The sequence below is a fragment of the Wolbachia endosymbiont of Litomosoides sigmodontis genome (genome assembly GCF_013365435.1).
In the GTDB taxonomy this organism is placed as follows: domain Bacteria; phylum Pseudomonadota; class Alphaproteobacteria; order Rickettsiales; family Anaplasmataceae; genus Wolbachia.
In genome coordinates this window covers 460,837-484,143 of sequence record NZ_CP046577.1, presented here as the reverse complement: position 1 = coordinate 484,143, position 23,307 = coordinate 460,837, and the positions used below count along the sequence as shown (strand labels likewise).

Below are 23,307 nucleotides of genomic sequence, written 5' to 3'. Positions count from 1 at the left end.
TGATATAATAGATTTTATATGATAGATTCATGATAACCGTCATTCCACTACCCAGCTAGCAGAATCTATGACGAGATACCACATATTTCAGTGTCAGCCATTTGCAATGCATGTTGAAAAATCATTTTATGATCTAAATCAGTTTTTTTACAGGCAACCTCTACGCCTATCAAGCTTTCTAAGATCTTCTTAAGCTCTGAAAGTTGAAAAATTTTCAAATGGGATTTAAAGCTTTGCAATTGCTTAAAGAATAATGGAGGATTCAGCTGATTGATCGCAGCCTGTTCATTCATCCCACCTTGTATTAACAACAAGACATTTTCAAGGCGTAGAAAATAATTTGACATAATACGAATTAGTCCTATAGGTGAGAAATTTTTCTGTAATATCAATGCATCTGAGATTTTGATAAAATTTGCCACATCTTTGCTTGCTATAGCAGAACACAGATTATCAAGTGTAACATAATCATTGCTGGAAGTTGAAAGGCACAACTCTATATCAGCTGGTTTAAGATCTTTTCTCTCACCTAAATATAAAATTAATTTCTCAAGTTCTGAATATATAGACATACTGGTATAATTGAAGTAGGACTGTAAGTAGTAAATTATCTCATTTTTATATTTTATGTTGTTTTGTTTCAAGTAGCTTGATATTATGCCATAAAGATTATTACTGTTATCCTTATAACAAGAAATTACACCAAAAGTTTTTGAGCTTTTTACATAACTTTTAATTGTGGAATTACACAAAAGATCAGTTGCTATCATCATTATATAGTGATCACTTGTATTATAATCTAATACACTTTCTAATTCTTTAGATATATTTCCAGTTACATTTATTAGTTTGATTAATTTTTTACTAGTAAACATTGAAATGTTTACTAATTCAGAAAGTAATAGACTAGGCGACTTATTCACCATTGCAAAATCCATCACCTGAACTGAATATTCACTCAAACTAGTTACTATTTCTTGCGCAAAGAAATCAACTCTGCTGTTATCACTTCCATGAAGCAACACACCACTTAAAGTATCAGGTTTTTCTAAAAATTTCTTAATATTAGACGGCGCAATCCTCATGTACTCTATATAATATCATTGTCATGTATATGAATAGCTAACTCATTTTGCTGTATATGACCTAAAGATCCTGAATTTTCTTGTACATCACTCCCCGTATCCTGTGTGTCATTTAATACATCTATCTCTCTGAGAATATACTTACGGTAAAACTTTTTCATAGGTTGAAATAAGTATTTTAAAAAAAATCCTTCATCTGCCATATTATTACTCCATAAAATTAAAAACTTATCACTACCATATTAAGGATAATATAGCAAAAACTATTTCATCCTAAAGTAGCTGTATCACATAACTAATGCATTACAAATGCATTCATACTTGAAAATGAAATCAAGCCAACTTATTTAACATCAACCTTATAAAATAAGCAATAATTAAATATGTAGCTGCAATAAGTATAATTGCCGGTCCTGTCAATAAGTCAAAACTTGCAGATAATATGAGGCCTGATATTCCAGAGATCAAAGAAAAAACTGTTGCAATAATAATCATTTGCATTGGAGTTTTTGAAACAAGCCTTGCAGATGCTGCTGGTATCAACAAAAACGCAGCAATAAGTAGTATCCCTATTAATTGGGCAGACACTGCTGTAAATATAGCAAGAGTAATTAAAAATTCTAGCCTAACCAAATTTACATTAATTTTTTCAACTATTGCTAAATCTTGGTTAATTGAAATTATTAACCAGTAACGCCATCTAAATATTAATATCATAGCAACTACTATTGAGGTTAAAGAAATTAATACTATATCACTCTGTTCTAGTGTTAATATGTCTCCAAATAGCGAGCTAATAATGCTACTATTACTTGATGGGAGAAAGGACATCAATATTAAACTTGATGATAAAACTACATTAGTAACAATATTCAATATCGTATCAACAGAATATAGCCTATTAAAATTAAGGGAAAGTAGTATAGCAAATGCAATTGCAATAAGCATAATGCTTATTGATGGACTAATCTTAAAGATTAAAGCCAATGCAATGCCAAGCAACGAAGAATGAGATAAGCTATCACCCAAATATGATAATCTTTGCCATATCATAAATGATCCTAAGGCACCTGTTACTAGGCTAATTATTACTATCGCAATTAGACTATTGATGAAAAAATCCTGCGTAAATATTACTAACATACTATATTATCTTTAGATAAGTAACAACAAACCTGTCTTCGGATATTAAAACATTATAAGTTCTGCATGCTGCGTCAGTTGTCATAAATTCAAAATTTAAACCTTTTTGTTCCATAAGGTAGGACTTCACTGAAGAATGTGGTACATTTCGTGTTTTGCCAGTACCTATCAACAAAACTTCTATTTCCTCTGTTAAAAAAAAATTAAAGTGTTCCTTACTATTTATATCACTTTCTTTTAACTTAATCACCATTTCAGGAAAAACTATAATTGAGCCATGATATTCTTGATTATTTACTAAAAATTTCCCTTCACTGTAACCATTTATGAAGTTTTTTCTCTTAGAAATTAAAGGAATTATATCCATAAAATTAAACTATTAATTGAGTGTCACATACCCACCATTCTGGCTGCTTTTCTCTGAGATTAGTTGCGGCAGTTTTTGCATTTTTTTCACTATCAAATATTCCAAAGCATGTTACACCACTACCTGACATGCGAGAAAGTATGGAACCTTCTTGCGACTCTAATGCTAATATCACATCTTTAATTTCAGGGACAAGACTTATTGCTATTTCTTGAAGATCGTTTTCTGTCTCTTTAAGGAGTTTTAATAAATCTTTCTCAGTATCACCTCTCCACTTAATTGGCTTAGAAAAGTTCCCTTCATATTTAGAAAATACCTCTGGCGTGCTCAAAAACTTTTTTTTCGGTTTTGCAAGTACTATATTTGTAGGTAGGGAGAATTTTTTAATATAGCATATTTTTTCACCAATACCCCTAACCAAAACTGGCTTACTATCTATACTTGCAGGAACATCAGCACCAACACTTAAAGCTATTTCATTTAGGATTGTTCTGTCAATTTTCCATAATTTTCCTAGCGTACGTATCACAGCTCCAGCATCTGAAGAACCACTACCCAAACCTGCAGCAGTCGGTATGTTTTTTACAACCTTTACAGTAACTTTAGTACGTACAGGAGCATGTCTAAGTAATAGATCAACTGCTCTCATTATGGTATTGTACTTATTGTTTATTTTTAGTTCAGAATTTACAAATTCAACTATAGTATTATCATACCTAAAATTCTTTTCACCTACTTTTATTTCTAAGAAATTGGAAAGATTAGCGAAGACAAATAAACCTTCAATCAAGTGATACCCTGTTTCTTTTTTTTCTATAACATGCAAAAAAAGGTTGATCTTTGCAGGAGCTTTTACACAAAAACTTTTCATTTATATATCTTCACTAACACCTTATTATACTATATGTATAATGCTATTTTAGTCAACTTTTTAAGGTTTTCATACTTCTGATGAGATCAGATACCATAAATCCTAATTTCTCTGCATGGGTAAATGCATCAGCTGGCACAGGCAAAACAAAAATCTTAATAGATAGAGTATTGAGACTTTTATTAGAAAATAAAAGGAATATTTTCTGTTTAACATTTACCAATGCTGCAGCAAATGAGATGGAAAGTCGCATTCACAGTATGCTTAGTAAGTGGGCAATTTGTTCTGATAGCGAACTAATCGCGTCTCTAGAACAGTTAGATCCCTCTTTACTATCGCTCCACCACTACACGTCATCTCAGCCTTATTTGCCATCCCAGTGCTCAACACTGGAATCTAAATTACTGCAGACAAAAAATAGTGAAGTATTAAATCATTATTTAATCCAAGCAAGAAGGATTTTCTCTGAATTGGAAAATTTTGGCTTAACTATACAGACTATACATGCCTTTTGTTATAAATTAATTTCTAGCTTCCCTGTAGAAGCTGGCATTGTCCCAAATTGTGCGCTGAGCGAATGCAAGGGATTACACTCCATTGTATTTGATAAATTACTTCACAATAAAGATATACAAGATAGCATAAACTTTATTGCAGCTGAAGTTGATGAAAACGAGTTACGCGATTTACTTTATACTTTATGCATAAAAAGGTCGGTATCAATAAATGATCTAGAATATATTAAAGGTAAATTGAGTGCTCCAGATGAAATCCGTAGTCTGCGGAGTGAAGTGACTAAGCAAATAGAAAGATTAGCTGAAATATTAAGTAAAGGCAGTAAACGAGATCAGAGCTACAGCAAGATGCTTGATTTTACATCTTCCTCTGTCATTCAAACAGAAAACCTAGTCAAAGTATTTTTAAAATCAGAATCCCACGAAAGAAAAAGTATATCATCCATTATAACAAAGAGTACTTTGGAGAAATTTCCGGGTGCAAAGCAAATAATAGAAAATATTCAGAATGCAGTATTTACTCATATAAGAAACATAAACTCTTATCAAATCTTCAAAAGAACTAGTAGTTTACTAGATATATTTAAAGTATATATTAATTTATATAATAGTGAAAAGCTAAAGAATGCACTGCTTGACTATAATGATATAATTGATTTAGCAACAAATCTTCTCAGCAACCCAGATTATAAATATCGGGTATTGTTTAACTTAGATCAAAAAATAGATCACATTCTTGTTGATGAGGCACAGGATAATAGCACCAGTCAATGGAAAATTATAGCAAGTCTTTGTGATAAATTTTTTGTCTGTAATGACGAAAAACGAACCTTATTTGTTGTTGGCGATATAAAACAATCCATTTACAGATTTCAGGGGGCAAATCCTCATCTATTCAACCACATGCAACAATACTTTCACATAAAAAATGGTGATAGAGATTGGATATCATATCAGCTTGAAAAATCATTTCGCTCAACTCCAGAAATTTTAACACTTGTGGATAGATTATTTAATAATTTCCGTGAAGAAATATCTTTTGTTAACAGTGAAATAAAACATGTTCCATACAGAGAAAACGATCAAGGATATATTGAAATCTGGCCGTTGTTACCAAAGTGCAAAGAGGAAGAACAACAAGCTTTACAAATTCATTTGATGCACAAGAAAGATTACATAATAATAGATCGATTGCTTGCTCAGGCAATAGCTCACAAAATCCATAACTGGTTAAATGAGGGACGAATTTTAGTCGCTAAAGATCGCCATATAGAACCAAGAGACATTATGATCCTAGTACGACAGCAAAATGTACTAGTTGATTATGTAACAAGCGAACTTAAAAAAGCAAACATACCAGTTGTAAGACTCGGCTATTTTAGAATTATGGACTACATAGCTGTGCAGGACTTGATAGCTTTGACTGAATTTTTACTTCTTCCAACAAATGATTTAGCTCTTGCAAATGTTTTAAAATCGCCATTATTTAATTTCACTGAAGATGATTTATTTAACATTGCATATGATCGTAAAGAACAATCTTTATGGGAAAGACTTCAGAATTATTCTAAAAATATCTATAACGAATTAAACGATCTCATTAACTTGTCTCACATGGAATCACCTCTTGCGTTATTTACACATATACTTTGCACAAGTAAGAAGAAATTTGCTGCAAGATTAGGTCCTGAATGCTTCGAGGTCCTAGACGAATTTATGAACCTTGTGTTGCAATTTGAAAACCCATCTCTTCAAGCGTTTGCTCAGTGGATCAAAGAAAATAATCCAGAGGTTAAGAATGATATGCAATCAGAACGCAATGCTGTACAAATAATGACAATTCACAAATCAAAAGGCCTGCAAGCTCCCATAGTATTTTTGATTGATACAAATACAGTGCCAAAAAACAATGAAAGCATTATTTTTGACGCAATGGGAGCACCATTTTTGTGTAGAAAGAACAACAACTCTTATTGTGATCAAGCAAAAAGAGAAAAAAAGCTGGAGGACTATAGTGAGTATTTGCGCTTGTTATACGTGGCGCTCACACGTGCTGAAGATGAGTTATACATTTTAGGTAAAGAGCCAGTACAAAAAGGGTCTTGGTATGACCTAATCACTAAATATGGAGAGCCATATGAGAAGAAATATGCAGATTTACACCAAACATTTAAAGAAAAGGTTGAAGTACTATGTATAAATGCAAACTATCCTTATATCCGTAAAAAACGTGATTATTCTAACGTCCCTGTTGTTTTCCCCACACCAAATTTATTAACGTCGTTCCAGCATCTTCCTCCTCTATCATCCCAGAGTTTCAACACTGTGATTCATCCTTTTTCTTCATTAGATCTAAATATCATGCACCTGACCGACAAAAAAAGAGGCACCTGGATAACAAACGGTTACACAAGAGGCTCAATAATTCATAGCATATTACAGTATATGCCTAAAATAGAGAAAGACAGGAGAAAAAATTGGATAAGAAAATATCTTGAAAATATAAACACCAGAGAAGACAAGGATGAAATTTACAGAAAAATATTAGCCTTCAATGTAAAATATGATTACCTGTTTGACTTAGATGGCAAATCAGAAATTACACTAAGTGGAACAATCAATGGAGAACCAATATTAGTACGACTGGATAGGCTATGCATAACGCAGGATAGAGCAATCATAATTGACTATAAATCACACCGTAAAGTTTCCGCTTCCTCATTAAATGAAGTAAAAAAGCAGATGTTAATTTACAAAACCTTAGTACAAGAGGTATGCCCAAACAAGCAGGTAGAGTGCATAGTTATTTGGATGGAAGATTTAACTATTCAATCTAACTTTTAATGGAACTTGACTGCAAGAGAATGTTATTTAGTCTTACTAATTGGTATACGTACTACAATCATTATTAATTTTTCTTCTTTTAAAAGACACTAGTTATATCTAGGGTTATATCATACTTCAACTTTATTCAAATTGACTCTGATTCAAGAGAGTTTTTCTACAACGTTAAAAAGAACAAATAATTTTTCCTTTTCTTCAAAGTTTTTAAATATTTTATCCATACAGTTAGTGCTGTTCTTGATATGCTTTTTGCTGCAATTATAGTATCTAATTTCTTTGCAATATATGCGTTATTTCGCACTTTCTTCAGAATTTCTTTTGCTGATTCATAACTTTTTCCTTCAATAATTCTGATTACAATGCTATTTAAACCTCGCTATTTTGCTTATTTCAGCACACAGTGAAAATTGATGTAACTTCTTTACAATTAGTCAAAATATCTTGCAGTTTTAAATGGTATAATATACAATAAATACTTGGTTCTCGATAAAATAATGAAAGATCTAGCATTTAAATTAGTTAAAGTAACTGAAGCTGCAGCACTTGCAGCATATAAGTTAGTGGGTTTAGGTGATGAAAAAAAAGCCGATCAGGTTGCAGTTGATGCAATGCGGACAGTGCTAAATTCGATGGAAATAAATGGTACAATTGTAATTGGTGAAGGTGAGAGAGATAAAGCACCGATGCTATATATTGAAGAAAAGGTTGGCACTGGAAACGGTCCTGAGATTGATATCGCTGTTGATCCACTTGAAGGCACTACAATTTGTGCTAACTATAAACAAGGTGCAATGTCCGTCCTTGCCGTAACAAAAAAAGGTAATTTTTTATATATGCCAGATGTTTATATGGAGAAGATAGCGGTAGGAAAAAATCTTCCAACAGGTATAGTTTCACTTAAAAATAGTGTTGAAGAGAATTTGAATAATCTGGCCAAGGCAAAAAAATGTAAAGTAAATGATCTTACAGTAACTATACTTAAACGTGAGAGGCACAATAAGTTAATAGCAAGAATCAGGAAGTTAGGAGCAAAAGTTAAGTTGATAGACGATGGTGATATTACCGCTGTAATTTCATTAATTAATGGCAGCCACGATATATATATCGGCATAGGAGGAGCACCAGAAGGAGTGCTTGCAGCTACAGCATTAAGTTCAATAGGAGGACAAATGGAGGGGAGATTAATACTTGATACAGACCAGTCAAAAGAAAAAGCAACAAGAAATTTGAATATCTATGATCCAGAAAAAATCTACTCTGTAAAAGATATGGTAAAAGGTGAGTCAGTGTTTATTGCAACTGGAGTAACAAACGGAGAGCTTGTAAATGGAGTTAAATTTAATTATGACACCTGCTCAATTAGTTCTTTAATAATGTTACATAATAAGGTGATAAAATTGCAAACAACACACAATTTATGCTAATCTCCTTAAATTTTAACATATCTAAATTTTAGCTTTACAATGCACTAGCATTAAAACATACTAGCTTTATTTATAATTGAAAAGGGGTACAAGATGGGGTCACTTGAATGGGTTAGGGAATTAAAATCTTCTTCAGGAAATACAAATAGCAACATTGCTTCACAAGAGAAATTGATCATACAAGGAATTCTTCAAGACGAGCATAAATTTGATAATAATCCTGAGGTACAAAGCGTACTGTCAGACTTTGATAACTTAGATTTCTCAAATGGACCATTTAATTATCCTTTATATAGCATGAATTATAATGAAGGTAAAGAGGCAAATCCATTTGATAAAATAGCAAAGTACTATGGAAGAAATAAGAACGTTTTCCTTTTTATTGCTATGCTACGGGACAAGTGGCAGTCAGAAAAGATAATCGACATAGTAAGTAAGAAGTGTGATGTTCAAGCTCAAGAAAAGTTTATAGAAAGGATGAACATATATTTGAATAGAGTTAATAAAGGAGAACTTGATGCAAAAGAATTTTTAAATAGTGATTTAGCTGCTTTCTTTAATGGATATCACACAGCGTGCCAAGGACACAATTGTAATATCTATAAAAATCTTAATATTAACATTACTGAACCTGAACAGACTTTAGAAATTAGTCATCTTTTCACTAAAAAAACTAAAAAAATGGAAAGAAGTAAAAGCGAGCTAAAAAGAGTAAAAATATACAGCAATGGCAAAAGAATAGTGACAATTAAGAAAAATGAGAAACAGCAGAGAAATTACTTTTTTGCAGAACTTGCAATATGTGATATTGAAATTAGTTGGGGCACAGAAGATAAATCTGGAAAAGATCTTAACTGTGTTGCCGTTTTAAATATAAATTCTGGTCAAATTAATATTGGAAAGCTAACTATTGATGGTAAAAATGTTGAACTAAAGGACATTTTAGAACTAGCTAAGCAAAACGAAGCTATGCTTATAAAAGGTAAAGCTTTACATGAAGTTCTAAGAAAATGTCTAGTTCAGCAAACATTATATGAGGAAAAGAAGGATACACAGCCACATGAGAATATCGTTATCAGTACACCTAACTCTACTATTGATAAGAAAATAACTGTAGAAAAAGGAATTTCTTTCCTTCAGCAAGGAACTATTACACATTAAACCTAAAGTGTATTATATCACCGTCTTGTACGATATAATCTTTGCCTTCAAAGCGAATTTTACCTGCGTCTTTACAAGCAGATTCGCCTTCATACTTTACATAGTCTGCAAAACTTATCGTTTTTGCTTTTATAAAGCCCTTTTCAAAATCAGTGTGAATTACACCTGCCGCTTTATCAGCAGTCGATCCTATTTTTATTGGCCACGCTCGTGCTTCCTCTGGTCCCACAGTAAAAAAGTTTATCATGCTCAGCATTTCATACATAATATGTGCTACTCCATTAAGTCCTGATTCTTGCAGGCCAAATTCTGACAAAAAACTCTGTTTTTCTTCCTCACTCTTAAGATTTGCAATATCTGACTCAAGTTTTGCCGAGATACAACAAAATTTACTTTTGCTCGCTCTTGCCATTTTTTCCACCCTTCTAGATAGTTCATTGCCCGTTATAATGTTTGTATCTTCAACATTACAGACGTACATAACAGGCTTTGTTGTCAGCAATTGGAATGACTTCATTTCATCACATTCTAAACTTCTTGCAGGTTTACCAAGTTTCAAAATAGCTAAAACCTCCTGCATCAAATCAAGTTGTCTTTTTAATTCTTTGTTACCATGCTTTGCCTTCTTTTCCAATTGAGGTAGCCTTTTTTCTATGCTATCAATATCAGACAAAATCAATTCCATTTCTACCACCTCAGCATCTGATATTGGATCTACTTCATTATGCACATGGTTAATATCATCATCTATAAAGCACCTAAGCAGATGAACGATAGCATCAACTTTTCTGATATGACTTAAAAATTTATTACCGAGCCCTTCACCTTTGCTTGCACCCTTTACCAGACCCGCAATATCTACGACTTCTAGTTGATTGTAGATTATCTTTTCTGAACTGGCAATCTCCGCAATTTGTTTCAAACGCTGATCTTTTATTGGCACTCTGCCAATATTTGGCTCTATTGTACAAAAAGGATAATTTGCAGTTCCAGCTGCACTTGATTGTGTAAGCGCGTTAAATAAAGTTGACTTTCCTATGTTTGGTAATCCAATTATACCACAGTTAAAGCTCATGTTTACCATATAAAACTATAACTATTGCATAATTTAAGAATTTTTGCTATATTTAATTAGCTATTTATTATCAATTTCATTGATATAGTAATGTGTAGTTTGAATTAAAGTGATAAATTATGATTACAAGCTTATTTAAGTATCATCCATTACCATGGGAATTCCCATGTAGAATAAGCAATTAGTAATGGTAGTTATTCTTTAACTTATTCAGATAAAGCATGAAATAATAGAATGTAATTAAAGTTACCGTAGAGCAATTGCGAAAAGCTGCAAAGAATTTGCACAGAAAATCCACCAGAATAGTTTAGAAATACAATTGTAAGCAGCCACAATAATAGGTGGTAATATTTGCGTTGAAACTGCAGACAATTATGTAAAAAACATCTTGGATAATAGTAGATGGGTGCTCCTAAAATTGAAAATAGAACACTTTGTAAAAAGTATAGCCTTATTAGTTTTTCAGAGGCAGTACATCAATAGGTAATCCATACTATAACGATCAATCTTACCATACACATAATAAACAAAGGTAATACCTATTTTTAACCATATGCTTGACAGAAATAATAAAAGTTCAGCAAAGTAAGAGCAAAAAAATTTTGCAGCATATGAAACGCTCTAAAGAACAGAACTATTTGAGCTTACCAAAGTATGGTATGATGAAAAGAGACAAGGATAGAAATATTTCATCAATAACAGACTTTAAAAACCTTGTTAGCTTCGTATATTCCTATATAGGACTTTTTTGCAAAATTTTATGTAATATAGCACAATATATACCAATCCAAATGCAAGTTGATCATGAAACTAGTTTAATCATTAATGCAATAGAGAAATTTGGTGGTGAGGTAAGGCTTGTTGGTGGATGTGTGAGAGATTCAATTCTGCAGCGCAAAGTTCACGACATTGACTTAGCTACCAATTTACTGCCAGATCAAGCAATTGAAGCATTAAAACTTCATAATATAAAAGCTATTCCAATCGGCTTAAAACATGGAACTATCGCTGCAGTTTTAAACCAAAGGTCCTTTGAAATCACAACACTAAGGTATGATGTTAAATGTAATGGTAGGCATGCAAAAGTAGAATTTACCAATAATTGGCAAGCTGATGCTTCAAGACGCGACTTTACATTCAACGCCCTATATGCAGATAAGTACGGTCACATATATGACTACTTTGGTGGTACTCAGGACTTAAAAGCGCGAAGATTAGATTTTATAGGCAACGCTGAGGATAGAATTAAAGAAGACTATCTACGCATTTTAAGAGCGTTCCGTTTTCATGCAAAAATATGCATTGGAGATTTGAGTGATAAAATATTGAATGTATGCAAAAAGCACGCGCACAAGATTTATAACCTTTCAGGAGAGAGAATAAGAGATGAAATGTTTAAGTTGCTGGAGTGTGATGCTCCGGTTTCAACGCTTAAGAGCATGCAAAAATCTAATATTTTACAAAAAATTATTCCAAAAGAAGTAAAATGCGAAACCCTATCTTCGGCATCTCTTTTTGGCACTGATGCATTAGTAAAATTAGCGTTACTTCTTAGAACCACTAAAAAAAATGACAGACAGAGTCTTGGAGAATACGTTAGTAAATTTCTACGCCTCTCAAACAAGCAAAAGAAAAAGCTATTATTTTTACTATCTAACAGTATCAAAACAGAGCTTCCAGAAAAAGAACAAAAAAAATATATATCTTTACTTGGTAAGGAATTATACTGCGATTTAGTAAAAGTCTGTGGTGTTGAATCCGGAACAAATATCGATGAGTATATTTCATTTGCTCAGGCATTTAATATTCTGAAATTTCCTTTATCTGGTAATGATTTGATAAATATAGGTCATCAGCCAGGAAAAAATTTAGGTAAGAACTTGAAATTACTAAAACAACATTGGGAAGATAGTTCCTATACTTTAACAAAAAAGGAGCTGATGCTTTATGCTAAAAATTTACTCTAACTTTTACCTGTCACAATTTTTATTACCCATGTATTACTACTCTTATATTATAAATAAGATAAAGTTAGACAGGAAGAGTTTAAAAAAACTAATGAGATTATTGATAAATATCCTGTGAACAAGAGTTGTTTTTTTGTGAATCGCAGTTAACATATATTTGAAAGTTAGATACCACGTAATAAAGTCTATAATACAATTGCTTTACTTGAGAATGCTTTATGTAAATTTATTGCTTCTCTTTCTCACTCCGTAATTAAACAATTTTACAATGTCACTTATTTGGCCTGATAACAAAAAGTGTTGTACCAGTGTGTATTTTTTCTTTTTGTTACTTGGATAATGAAAATGATAAATCTTAATGATCCAGGATATACTCTTTTGTTAAAGAAGATCTAGCATTTTCAAATATCTCTTGAACATTTCCGGATTCAATAATTTTACCGTTACAAAAGAAAATTATGCTATCAGATAACTTTTTAGCTTGTTTCATTGAATGAGTCACCATAATTATGGTGAATCTCAATTTCAGCTCTTGTATAAGATTTTCGATTGCATTAGTTGCCACTGGATCAAGTGCAGAGCATGGTTCATCCATCAACAAAATAGTTGGCTTCACTGCAATTGCACGAGAAATGCATAGCCTTTGTTGCTGGCCACCAGATAAATCTAGTGCACTATCTTGCAATCTATCTTTTAACTCTTCCCATAAACCAACCTTAGTTAAACTATTCTCCACTATTTCATCTAATTTTTGTTTATTTTTTACCATGCCATGCAATTTTGGCCCATAAGCAACATTGTCATATATTGATTTTGGAAAAGGATTTGGCTTTTGAAATACCATACCAACTTTTGCTCTAAGTAGCACAACATCCATATTGCGTGAATATATATCACCTAGTCCGTCAATATCTAATTTGCCAGCAACTTTACACCCTGGTACATAATCATTCATATGATTAAAACAGCGCAAGAATGTCGATTTACCACATCCAGATGGCCCGATAAAAGTAGTAACTTTTTTCTTACAAATATCCAAATTTATATCAAATAAAACTTGCTTAGGACCATACCAGAGATTTAAATTTTTAACAGAAGCGTGTGTATTATTCATATCACATCCTGCATTGAATAGAGCCCTGGGGTTTCTTTTTTATTTTCGTACAGCCATATTGCTGCTCGAACAGCCCCTTTAGCAAATGTTGTGCGATCAATTGCTTTGTGATTTAATTCTATTCGTTCATCAGAATTGATAAACATTACACTATGATCTCCTATTACCCCACCTCCACGAGATACTGCGAAACCTATCTTTCCTTTTTCTCTTATGTTTGACTTATTATGTAAATGTTGGTGTAATTGAAAATCAATTTTTAGAGCGTTGGCAATTGCTTTGCCAAATTCTATAGCTGTTCCAGATGGTGAATCTTTTTTAAAGTTATGATGTATCTCCCAAATTTCAACATCATATTCATGATTCAAAAACTCAGCAGCTTTTTTTACCAATTTTAGCAGCACATTAACTCCAACACTCATGTTTGCCGACCATAATATCGGAATTTTAGCGGCATACTTTTTTAAATTGATACTTTCTACTCCAGTTGTACCACTAACCAGCGGTGTTTTAAATTTCACAGCCGCCTTAAGGTAGGCTAACATACATTCTTTAGTTGTAAAATCTATTACAACGTCAGATGACTCAAATACATCACTAATAGAACTTGTAACTTTGATTCCTAAATTGGAACTGTGGCCTATAATTGATCCAATATCTGTACCTATATACTTACTACCCAAACGGGCAACAGCGCCTGCTATTTCAACTTTGGTATTTGTAATTAATTCATTAAGTATCTTTTTACCCATTTTACCTGAGCAGCCCATTACTCCAATTCTGATTTTCATAAAGCTTATATTAGGCTTTTTTTGAAGCTTTGTCATTTTTATAAGATATAAAATTTTCTTATTGAGCTACATACCAAATTGCTTTGCCTTTTCTAGGCTAAATGATGTGATTCTTCTTTACAAGATTGGATACGTGCTTTTTTAAAATTTCTATTTTGTGTTTTAATAATTTTTTCTAAATCCTGTACTGTAAAACGTTCATGTTTGCTAAGTAAAGCTAATTTTCATGTAATACCCTTTACTCGAGGTGAGATCTTTACTTTTATAGCGATCTTAAAAAGAACATGAGCCATAGGCTAAAGTCATAGCTTCTAGTTTTAAAAAGATTGTTAAGTGCGACGCAAAGATATCTCTAATTAATAGAGAGTGTAATAGTTTATCTTTTAATGCTGGCTAGTCTAATGAGCAAAGTTCTTACATTTTCAAAAATGATACTTAAGGCTATCTCCAAATTCATCAAACTCCTTAATATAACTAGGAAATTTCTTATATTCTCTCATGTACCTCTGATCTCTAGTAAAAATTGTAAAAGCTAAATATGAAATTAATCTATAATGCTCTCCGTAAATAGTATATTTTCAAAGTTTTAAAGTGCTTTCCCGCATACATAGGCATATACAGCTATTTCTTATTCATCTCGAGGCGAAATGAGTGTGCATCAAGTTTGGGATAACAATCGCTCAACTTCACGATCTGATAGTTTTGCCACTTCAATACGAGTAGAAGAACCAATCTTTCAATTATTGCTCGTCTTGAGCATTTATAAACATTTTCTGGAGCTTTAATTACTAAGTAATCACCATACTCCTTACGGTGTACTGTAGACTTACTGACATTTAAGCTAAATTTTCCTGGATTCTTATTTTTATTTCTTTAATTGTAATATTAGGATTTTCTTGTATTGATACTTCAACTTGCTCAAATTGACTTTGATTCAATTTAGTTTTTCCCGATTTCAAGGGGTAGTAAACAATTTTACTTCCTTTAAAATTTTAGGTGCTTTATCCATGCGGTTAGTGCTGTTCTTGAAATGCAACATATTTTTGCTACAGCTACTGTACTGTGCTTTTTTGCTGTAATCACAGCACTTAGGTTTTTGTAATACACGCATTATTTTGTATTTTCTTTAGCATCTCTTTTGCTGATTTCACCAGACTTTTTTTATCCAATAATTTTGATCTTAACATCATTTAAACTTCACTACTTTACTTACTTCAGTATGGCTTTTTTCCATTATTATCTATCCATTCTTTGTATAGTAGGAATTGGTATTACCAAGAGATAGAACCTATAACTCTATTATTTTAGTTATTATGCAATTTTATTGTGTCTGTTCCAATATAAACACCTCCTTCTTATTTGAGAGTGTGATTTCTATTAATAGAATGCTGTGATATCTTGATATCGTGTCCATTTTTTTGACTTTTTTACTGAGATATATGATACTCAAGTTTAAGTTTTTATTAAGGTAATCTATGTCAGAGTCAAAAGAGGAACAATGGAATTTGTATACTCAGTTAGAGGAAGCAATAAAAAAATTGTTAGGATTTTGTTGGTCTTTTTAAAGGATAATTTACTGGTAATTTTTATTACTCGAGGTACAACTATAGAGTTCAAAAATTGAAAAAAAGAAATTAAAGCCCTGCATGACTATGCTCTTATTATTAATAATCAGGAAGGCTTGGTAGCTATTTTAAATATGATAAGAGGAAAAGGTATATCATTTTAAGAAGTGTTATGTACTAGGAATATAACTATAAATTTTCCAAATATTGTAAAATATGATGATATGCCTCCTAAAGAAAAGCAAGTTATGAAAATGTTTGGTGCATATAAAGAAAGTGGTAATTTAAGAAAGTTTTTTGTTAAGATATTTAGCAAAACTAAAAAAATGTGGAATCTGTTTTCGGTTTTAATGAAGTAAATTCAAAGATACTGTTGCTGTTATAGAGGAAGATGATCTTGAAGAAATGAAAGGCTCTTTAAAAGAAACTTGGCATTGCGATGATCCAAGCCAAATTCTTCAGCTTAAAACTAGGATGGCAGTTGATAGAGCAATAATAATTGGTAGTGTTTGTAGTGTTATAGCTGCACTGGCAGTTAGCAGTGAATGTTCTCTCTGCCTTAGATGCTCAATTATCAATGTTAGCTATAGTTAATATGGCTGTAGCTGCTGTTTTGACAGTTGAATTTACTGCTGGTGGTAATATGTATACAATATCAAAACTTAGTAACAAACTCGATAGAGTCTCATACGCAGCACTACCTCCTGCATCTGCTGCTCAATAGAGCATATATTTTATTAAAAAAACAAGTAGAAAAAAAAGAAAAGGCAGCCTTTTTAAGCATATGGTTAAGTTACTCGGCAGTATTGTAAATAACCCAGTCGATAACTCAGTGGAATACATAGTTTTATACATTATCAGTACTTTATGATTTACATATAGAGAAAAATTTACATTCTCTCCTGCTGAGCAGCTATGTTTTTATATTTTTCATAATATTTATATTATATAATTTTTATAGATGCAAATATACAAAGCTTTTTATCTATTAGAATCTTTTGCTTTCTTCTCAATATATCTACATATTAGAATGGATAATTCGTATAGAATTAACATTGGTACAGCAAGCCCTACTTGGCTTAACACATCAGGGGGAGTTAAGATTGCAGCAATAATGAAAATTGCCACTATCGAGATTCTACGCTTATTCGATAAACTTTGCGTAGTAAGTAATCCAATCCTAACCATTAATGTAAGTATGACTGGAATTTGAAATGCAGTTCCAAATGCAAACATAAATTGGAGAACTAGGTCTAGATATTCGCTAACCGACGGCATAAACTCTATCGGTATGCCAAAAGATTTACCACTATGTTCGAAAGCAATAAAAAACTTCCAGGCTAGTGGGAATATGTGGTAATAGACTACAGCAGCTCCTGTTATAAACAAAATAGGTGTTGCAATTAAGTATGGCAATAACACCGCCCTTTCTCTTTTGTATAATCCTGGTGCTAAAAACATATAAAATTGCCATGCAAATACAGGAAAAGAAAACAAAAATGCGCTCATTATTGCAACCCTTAGATATACAAAGAATGCTTCTGTTAGGTCTGTATAGATTAGAGAAAAGTCATTGCTATCCTTTGTAATTTCTATTAAGGGTGTAAGTAAAAAATAATATATATTTTCTTTAAAATAGTAGCAAAACCCAAAGATAATAAGAAAAAATAGAAAACAAAAAATAACCCTTTTCCTGAGTTCTGCAAGGTGTTCATAAAAGGAAGCATATTTATTAAGGTCTCTATTCATATTCTATTACAGCACAATAATGCTATATCCAGCATCCTTAGAGAAAAAGCCCATTCGTTATCGTACCAAGCTGCAACTCTACAGATATCATCTGTAACATATGTGCCAGCTAAATCCACAATTGCACTATGAGAGTCATGCACGAAGTCTATTGAGACTAAAGGTTCCTCACATATGGAAAGCACGTCATTTGCGGAGTTTTTGAACATTTCGTTTATTTCTTTAGTTGTTACTTTCTTATTAGTGGTGAATTTAAGGTCAACCATAGAGACGTTAGCAACTGGAACTCTAATGGCAGTACTGCCTAGCTTCCCCTTTAATTCAGGAATGACAGAACCTATTGCTTTTGCTGCTCCAGTTGTAGTTGGAACCATAGATAATCCACAGGCCCTTGCCCTGCGCAAGTCTCTATGGTTGCCATCAAGAACATTTTGGTCATTCGTGTAGGCATGTACAGTAGTCATAAAGCCGCTTTTAATACCTAAATTGTAGTGTAGAACCTTTACAACAGGAGCAAGACAATTTGTGGTACAAGAACCTGCTGATATTACTTTATGCTCTTTTTTGAGCATATTATTATTTACACCATAAACTATAGTTACATCAGCACCTGAAACTGGAGCAGAGACAATAACTTTTCCTGCGTTATGCTTTGCTGCTTCTACGCGCTTATTGAATACACCAGTGCACTCAAGCACCACATCAACGTCCCAAGGAACATTTTCAGGGCTACGCTCTCTATATAAAGAAAATTTTCTGTCATTTATAGAAATCCAATTTTTAGACTCGTTAAAACTAATATCACCATTAAATTTACCGTGAACAGAATCATACTTAATCAAATGTGCATGTTGCTCAGCGCTGAGTGATCCATTCACAGCTATAACTTCTATTTGTTCGCTATATTTTTCTATTTCATGGGTAGCACGCAATACACTTCTTCCTATTCTACCAAGACCATTAATTCCTACACGAGTCTTCATTTCTTCACCTAAAAAATCTAATTATAGAAAATGTTATTCAATTTTGCATTCTATTCTTTTGTTTTTAATTAGTAATTAACTAGACCAAAATAGGTAGGCTTTTTTCAACTCTTTCCTTTGTTGTATTCTTTTTTTTATATTACCATACTAGCATGTGACGCATAGCTGTACGAGCATTGTAATTTTAGTCTGCAAAACGGTATCATTCCAGCGAGTGACGCTTGGTAAAGTTTGTCATATCACGATTCATTCACGATATCTCCACACCATGCTCAAAAACAGCAATTGTGTTATATACTTTATTACATAAAATGTTCTGTTTTATATACAACCAAAGTCTTTCAATAGGATTGAGTTCTGGTGAATATGGTAGTAAATATATAATCTTAATATTCTTAGGTACTTTCAAATTTTTTAACCTATACTAACTAGCACAATTCATAACAAGAAAGACTTCTCATATTCTTAAATATTGTAACATTTACTCAGGAAATATACTCATGTAATCAGTATTGACATTAGGTACAAATAACTAGAACTCCTTTCATTGTAGAAATAAAAATCTTTTCACCTAATTTTACTTTAATTTATGTTCTAACACCTTTTTAAAACTATCCATGTCTACCTTTCAAAGGTATGACAAACCGCAATTCATCAAAGAATGATGACTCTCTTATTCATGATTCTTACCCAATAGTCTCATTCATGTTTTTTGCACTCTTCCTGTTTACCTTCATCTTATTCATTATGAATTGGCCTTGACATAATATACAAAAACTTCATCTTTTGCGTATTCTAATTTTTTTAGTAGTAATATTAAGATTACCTTGTATCCATACTTCAATTTGTACAAATTAACTCTAATCAATTCTTCTAAATTTTAGGTACTTTATCATGTAGTTAATGTTGTCCTTTTGAGATGAAACACATTTTTGATTTCAACGCCATTAAAATCTCCTATTTTACTCACTTCACCATGGCTTCTTTTTCATTATTGTCTTATCAGTATTTAAACTTAACTTTAAATGATAAATGAGCTACTATGCAGTGAATAACTGTTGTACCATTCCTAATATTGTTTTATACCTTCAGCAAACATAGAAAAGCAATAAAGGATACTTAAATAATCAGATAAAAAATCGAGATAATCATCTTGAAACTCCTGTATTTTTGATCTTGCAGAGAAGTAACTTACTTTTTGGTTATACTGAGCTAAACTTCTTCTTCATGCCACCTTTCAAACTGCTAGTAATAGCTTCGTTAGCCTTGGTCATAGCGCGATCAAATACTCCTAACAACTCCTTGAATAAGCTTGGAGTTAGCGAAGAGATAAAATTAATAAATACATTACTATTCTTATCATTTCCACTTGCTCTGTAGTCTATTGAAATAGTTCCCCTACTTTTCCCGCCAGTTAGAAGTTTCCCAACTATAGGAATTTTTGACAGAGACTTATTAATCGAATATGCCGGTATTACTTGTCCTTCAACCTGAAATTTATAATCCCTAGTATCAAGCTTACCGCTAGTACTAATACCCAACTCTGCTCCTTCAAGCCAAGATTCTTCAATTTCAACAGTACCATCCTTATATGAAAAAGGCGCATTACACTTATAAAAGTACACACCTTCATTCTTTATCGTATTCACAATCCCAGGGAGTGAAGACATTGATAATAAAGTAGTGAGTAGTGGAGCATCTTTAATATAGAAATTACTAATAGATAACATACCATAATGTTCCCCACTTTCCCTTTGAGGAGATAGGTAAAAGGATAATTTACCATTTTTAACTGATTTACTAATGCCTAAAGAACGCAAAAACATACCTGAATTATCTGCATATATTTCCAGTCCTATTCCACTGTACTTTACTAATATGTTACTGTCATCTTTTAGAAACCGCCCTGTAAATTGGCTACCATTACAATTACCTTTAGTACAAGTTATATTCAATCTAGCATCTTTTATAACAATACCTTCTTCCATAATTACATTGTTAACATTTATACTAACTTCTACATTAGCACTAAATCTACTATCATTTTTGCCAAATAAATCTAAAATATCACTTAAGTTGATTTTTTCACCACAAATATTTATGGTATTTTTTTCCTTACCTGACTTGATTTCTACACTAAGATCATTATCGGGTAGCTTAAAGCTACTAGAATTTAAGTACAAATTCCCATTTTCTACTCTTCCACTAAATTTTATATCTAAATCACTCCCCATAACATCCAAATTATTTATTAACAACTTATCAGTACCTTTTAACTTCACAGAGAACGAAATTTTATTGTGATCTTCAAAACGATTTTTCCACCCTAAACAACTTGAACGCGATTCAAGCTCTGATAAATCTACATTACCATTAATATATCCAGTCTTATCTTGATTTATCACTGACCCTATATTTGCATTGAAGTAACCACCATCAAAACTAAGTATTTGAGCAGGTAAATCCCCGGTTAAATTCCAGGTAAAACTTTCATTTTTGTTGCTACTTTTTAGATCAAATAGCAGCTGTGTATTATTCACTATACCACTACCACTCAAATCTATAAAATCACTGCCAAAATCAAGCTTAATATCATACTTACCAAGACTTGCATCATAGACAACTAGATTATCAATTTCAGAATGAAATTTGGCAGAAAAGTTTACTTTTTTACCACCAGTATTTATATTAAAGACGCGAAAACTGAATACAGATCTTGCTGCTCCCCCTATTTTACTCTCTTCAACCTTAATCACATCATTCAGCTTAAATTTTATAGGCTCATACAACCCATAAGCATCACTTACAGCTTGGCCATTAATGGTTAAAACTGAATCTTTCTTATCAAGAGAATCCATTTCAATATCACCACCATTAATAGTGAAATTCTGAAATTTAGCGCTATTCACATTAACTTTGAGATTGTTACTCTTAAGAATTAAGTTACCGCTTAATTCCCTTACTTGTTCAAAATCTTCATCAAATTTTACGCTGCCATTTTCTATATCAGCAACTACTACAATATCTGACAGACCATTATCAATTAAGTCATTAACTTTACCATTAAAGCTTACAACTGCATTTAAAATGTCTCCATCGATATTATGGCAATACCATCTTTTAAATTCATTATTAATTATGTCATCTGGCACATAAGTGCATAAATCTTTTGCGGCAAATTTACTAATATCAACTCTAAACAAAGCATGATTTGTATTAAAGTTCATCTTGCCAATCAAAGAGAGATACGTACCATTTAGGTTAAAATAGAAGTCCTTTACATCAATGACCCCATCACTATATGATAAATTTACATTCACATTAGTTATAGTTAAGTTTTTATCATCACGATTTTCTGTATTTAAAATATATATATTTCCATCTATAATCTCATTCTTTCCATTAATTTTCATCGAGAAGTTTCCCTTGAACCCTATATTTTTGCCCAAATTGTAATTTTTAATTAACGTGAAAAACTCGCTAAATAGCCCCAATTTTAGGTTATAAAATGTCCCGTACACATTTAACAAATCGTTGCGATTTTTTATCGCAATAGACAAATCACTCAAAAATCCTTTTTCGTCTTTTATATGAACACAAATATCTAAAACACTAAAATCTTCCCTTTTCCCTATATATAATTTATCAATAAAGAATTTGCCTTCCACGCTTCTATTGATTTTAATGTTAGTCACTTCAATCTTTGAACCTGCATTTAAATCAAAAAAGAATTCCCTTAATGCTTTCAAAGAATTTCTCAAATCAAAATCAATCATTTTAAAGTCAGATTTCTCCTGATCGATATACGCATACACATTATCAGCTAGAACTTGAGAAAACTTTACATTAGCCCTAAACAGGGAACTTAACTTTAAATACACAAAAAATTTAGGAATTTCTATAGTAAAACCAGAATTTACTATTTTCAAATTTGTAATAACCAAATAAGGATCTTTGCCGTCTTTCTGTAAAATAACTAAAGTACTCTTCATATTAACATCCGAGTTGGCAAATATTTTCGATATCTTATTCTTTACGTAAAAATTGATACAACTAACATTGATTTCTAAAGGACTTTTACCTTTAAAAAAAACAAAGAAGCAGAATATCAACAACAAAGCTATAGAAAATGATATAGTAATCTTTTTAAGCATCGGTTATTGCTTTTCTTGCTAAACTATCAGCCTCCTCATTATGTTTATCGCCATTATGAGCTTTAACCCACTTCCAACTAATTTTGTGTTGTGAAGCAATATTATCCAATTTCTTCCACAACTCCATATTTTTTACTAACTTTTTACTACTTGTCTTCCAGCCATTCATTTTCCACTTATTTATCCATTCTACTATACCATATTTAACATAGAGACTATCCGTATACAAATTAATATTACAAGAAAATTTTAATACTTTTAGTCCATTAATCACTGCTGTCAACTCCATCTTGTTGTTTGTAGTATTTTCTTCCCTACCATAAACATCTTTTCTATAGTCTTGAAATAATATAATAGCCGCCCATCCCCCTGTGCCAGGATTACCAGAACATGCCCCATCCGTGTATATTGTTACTTCCTTTCTACTCATTTTAACTATAATAAATTAATAAAGTATATAGTTGCTCTCCTATGAAAGTAGAATTCTAATGAAACCTAT

At 31.9% G+C, this 23,307-nt stretch carries 21 protein-coding genes; 7 read left to right on the top strand and 14 right to left on the bottom strand.

Going from position 1 to position 23,307, the window contains the following annotated elements:
* Window positions 1–65 precede the first annotated feature (65 nt).
* The 5 genes from holA to GOY07_RS02040 form a co-directional block, all read right to left on the bottom strand.
* Window positions 66–1,085 (bottom strand): DNA polymerase III subunit delta, encoded by a 1,020-nt coding sequence (holA, locus tag GOY07_RS02060; protein ID WP_175837842.1) that lies wholly within the window; start codon window positions 1,083–1,085, stop codon window positions 66–68.
* A 5-nt stretch (window positions 1,086–1,090) separates the two neighbouring features.
* Complete coding sequence (locus GOY07_RS02055) at window positions 1,091–1,288, bottom strand: hypothetical protein (RefSeq protein WP_175837840.1); 198 nt, start codon at window positions 1,286–1,288, stop codon at window positions 1,091–1,093.
* A 130-nt stretch (window positions 1,289–1,418) separates the two neighbouring features.
* Window positions 1,419–2,228, bottom strand: coding sequence for a metal ABC transporter permease (locus GOY07_RS02050; protein WP_175837838.1), 810 nt, complete (start codon window positions 2,226–2,228; stop codon window positions 1,419–1,421).
* Between the two features lies 1 nt (window position 2,229).
* Window positions 2,230–2,595: an Mth938-like domain-containing protein gene (locus tag GOY07_RS02045; protein WP_175837836.1), complete on the bottom strand. Its 366-nt coding sequence runs from the start codon at window positions 2,593–2,595 to the stop codon at window positions 2,230–2,232.
* 4 nt (window positions 2,596–2,599) lie between these two features.
* Complete coding sequence (locus GOY07_RS02040) at window positions 2,600–3,466, bottom strand: 4-(cytidine 5'-diphospho)-2-C-methyl-D-erythritol kinase (protein WP_175837835.1); 867 nt, start codon at window positions 3,464–3,466, stop codon at window positions 2,600–2,602.
* An 80-nt stretch (window positions 3,467–3,546) separates the two neighbouring features.
* Between GOY07_RS02040 and GOY07_RS02035 the strand changes: the two genes are divergently transcribed.
* The 3 genes from GOY07_RS02035 to GOY07_RS02020 all read left to right on the top strand — a co-directional run bounded on the left by GOY07_RS02035 (window position 3,547) and on the right by GOY07_RS02020 (window position 9,410).
* Window positions 3,547–6,825, top strand: a complete 3,279-nt coding sequence (locus GOY07_RS02035; protein WP_175837833.1) for a UvrD-helicase domain-containing protein — start codon at window positions 3,547–3,549, stop codon at window positions 6,823–6,825.
* Window positions 6,826–7,319: 494 nt separating this feature from the next.
* Window positions 7,320–8,249, top strand: coding sequence for a class II fructose-bisphosphatase (gene glpX, locus GOY07_RS02025; RefSeq protein ID WP_175837831.1), 930 nt, complete (start codon window positions 7,320–7,322; stop codon window positions 8,247–8,249).
* Window positions 8,250–8,342: 93 nt separating this feature from the next.
* Window positions 8,343–9,410 carry a hypothetical protein gene (locus GOY07_RS02020; protein WP_175837829.1) on the top strand — a complete coding sequence of 356 codons (1,068 nt, stop codon included), beginning with the start codon at window positions 8,343–8,345 and terminating at the stop codon, window positions 9,408–9,410.
* Here the strand turns inward: GOY07_RS02020 and ychF are convergent.
* Window positions 9,400–10,485, bottom strand: a complete 1,086-nt coding sequence (gene ychF / locus GOY07_RS02015; RefSeq protein ID WP_175837827.1) for a redox-regulated ATPase YchF — start codon at window positions 10,483–10,485, stop codon at window positions 9,400–9,402. The genes GOY07_RS02020 and ychF overlap by 11 nt on opposite strands.
* A gap of 791 nt (window positions 10,486–11,276) precedes the next feature.
* Between ychF and GOY07_RS02010 the strand changes: the two genes are divergently transcribed.
* Window positions 11,277–12,452 carry a CCA tRNA nucleotidyltransferase gene (locus GOY07_RS02010; RefSeq protein WP_175838514.1) on the top strand — a complete coding sequence of 392 codons (1,176 nt, stop codon included), beginning with the start codon at window positions 11,277–11,279 and terminating at the stop codon, window positions 12,450–12,452.
* 355 nt (window positions 12,453–12,807) lie between these two features.
* Here GOY07_RS02010 and pstB read toward each other — a convergent pair whose 3' ends face one another.
* From pstB to GOY07_RS04655, 3 genes are all read right to left on the bottom strand, one after another.
* A complete protein-coding gene (gene pstB / locus GOY07_RS02005) occupies window positions 12,808–13,566 on the bottom strand; it encodes a phosphate ABC transporter ATP-binding protein PstB (protein ID WP_175837825.1) in 759 nt (252 codons plus the stop codon).
* Window positions 13,563–14,357, bottom strand: a complete 795-nt coding sequence (gene dapB / locus GOY07_RS02000; RefSeq protein ID WP_175837824.1) for a 4-hydroxy-tetrahydrodipicolinate reductase — start codon at window positions 14,355–14,357, stop codon at window positions 13,563–13,565. The genes pstB and dapB overlap by 4 nt, the downstream gene beginning before the upstream one ends.
* A 984-nt stretch (window positions 14,358–15,341) precedes the next feature.
* Window positions 15,342–15,464, bottom strand: coding sequence for a hypothetical protein (locus tag GOY07_RS04655; protein WP_369800436.1), 123 nt, complete (start codon window positions 15,462–15,464; stop codon window positions 15,342–15,344).
* A 625-nt stretch (window positions 15,465–16,089) separates the two neighbouring features.
* On the opposite strand from GOY07_RS04655, the gene GOY07_RS01995 reads away from it, so the two are divergent.
* Genes GOY07_RS01995 through GOY07_RS04525 form a run of 3 tightly spaced genes read left to right on the top strand, consistent with a single transcriptional unit; the run spans window position 16,090 to window position 16,646 of the window.
* Entirely contained in the window at window positions 16,090–16,281 is a 192-nt protein-coding gene (locus tag GOY07_RS01995; RefSeq protein ID WP_175837822.1) for a hypothetical protein, read from the top strand.
* Between the two features lie 46 nt (window positions 16,282–16,327).
* Entirely contained in the window at window positions 16,328–16,516 is a 189-nt protein-coding gene (locus GOY07_RS01990; protein WP_175837820.1) for a hypothetical protein, read from the top strand.
* Window position 16,517: 1 nt separating this feature from the next.
* Entirely contained in the window at window positions 16,518–16,646 is a 129-nt protein-coding gene (locus GOY07_RS04525) for a hypothetical protein (protein ID WP_256359462.1), read from the top strand.
* Window positions 16,647–16,903: 257 nt separating this feature from the next.
* Here the strand turns inward: GOY07_RS04525 and tatC are convergent, their stop codons facing one another.
* From tatC to rnhA, 5 genes are all read right to left on the bottom strand, one after another.
* Window positions 16,904–17,671: a twin-arginine translocase subunit TatC gene (gene tatC / locus GOY07_RS01980; RefSeq protein ID WP_175837816.1), complete on the bottom strand. Its 768-nt coding sequence runs from the start codon at window positions 17,669–17,671 to the stop codon at window positions 16,904–16,906.
* Window positions 17,668–18,654, bottom strand: a complete 987-nt coding sequence (gene gap, locus GOY07_RS01975) for a type I glyceraldehyde-3-phosphate dehydrogenase (protein WP_175837814.1) — start codon at window positions 18,652–18,654, stop codon at window positions 17,668–17,670. Before gap ends, tatC begins: the two co-directional genes overlap by 4 nt.
* A gap of 250 nt (window positions 18,655–18,904) precedes the next feature.
* Window positions 18,905–19,063, bottom strand: a complete 159-nt coding sequence (locus tag GOY07_RS04650) for a transposase (RefSeq protein ID WP_175837813.1) — start codon at window positions 19,061–19,063, stop codon at window positions 18,905–18,907.
* 793 nt (window positions 19,064–19,856) lie between these two features.
* Window positions 19,857–22,808 carry a YhdP family protein gene (locus tag GOY07_RS01965; RefSeq protein WP_175837811.1) on the bottom strand — a complete coding sequence of 984 codons (2,952 nt, stop codon included), beginning with the start codon at window positions 22,806–22,808 and terminating at the stop codon, window positions 19,857–19,859.
* The gene (gene rnhA, locus GOY07_RS01960) at window positions 22,801–23,238 is read right to left on the bottom strand and encodes a ribonuclease HI (protein WP_175837809.1); all 438 of its coding nucleotides are present in this window, start codon (window positions 23,236–23,238) and stop codon (window positions 22,801–22,803) included. The genes GOY07_RS01965 and rnhA overlap by 8 nt, the downstream gene beginning before the upstream one ends.
* Window positions 23,239–23,307: the final 69 nt, after the last annotated feature.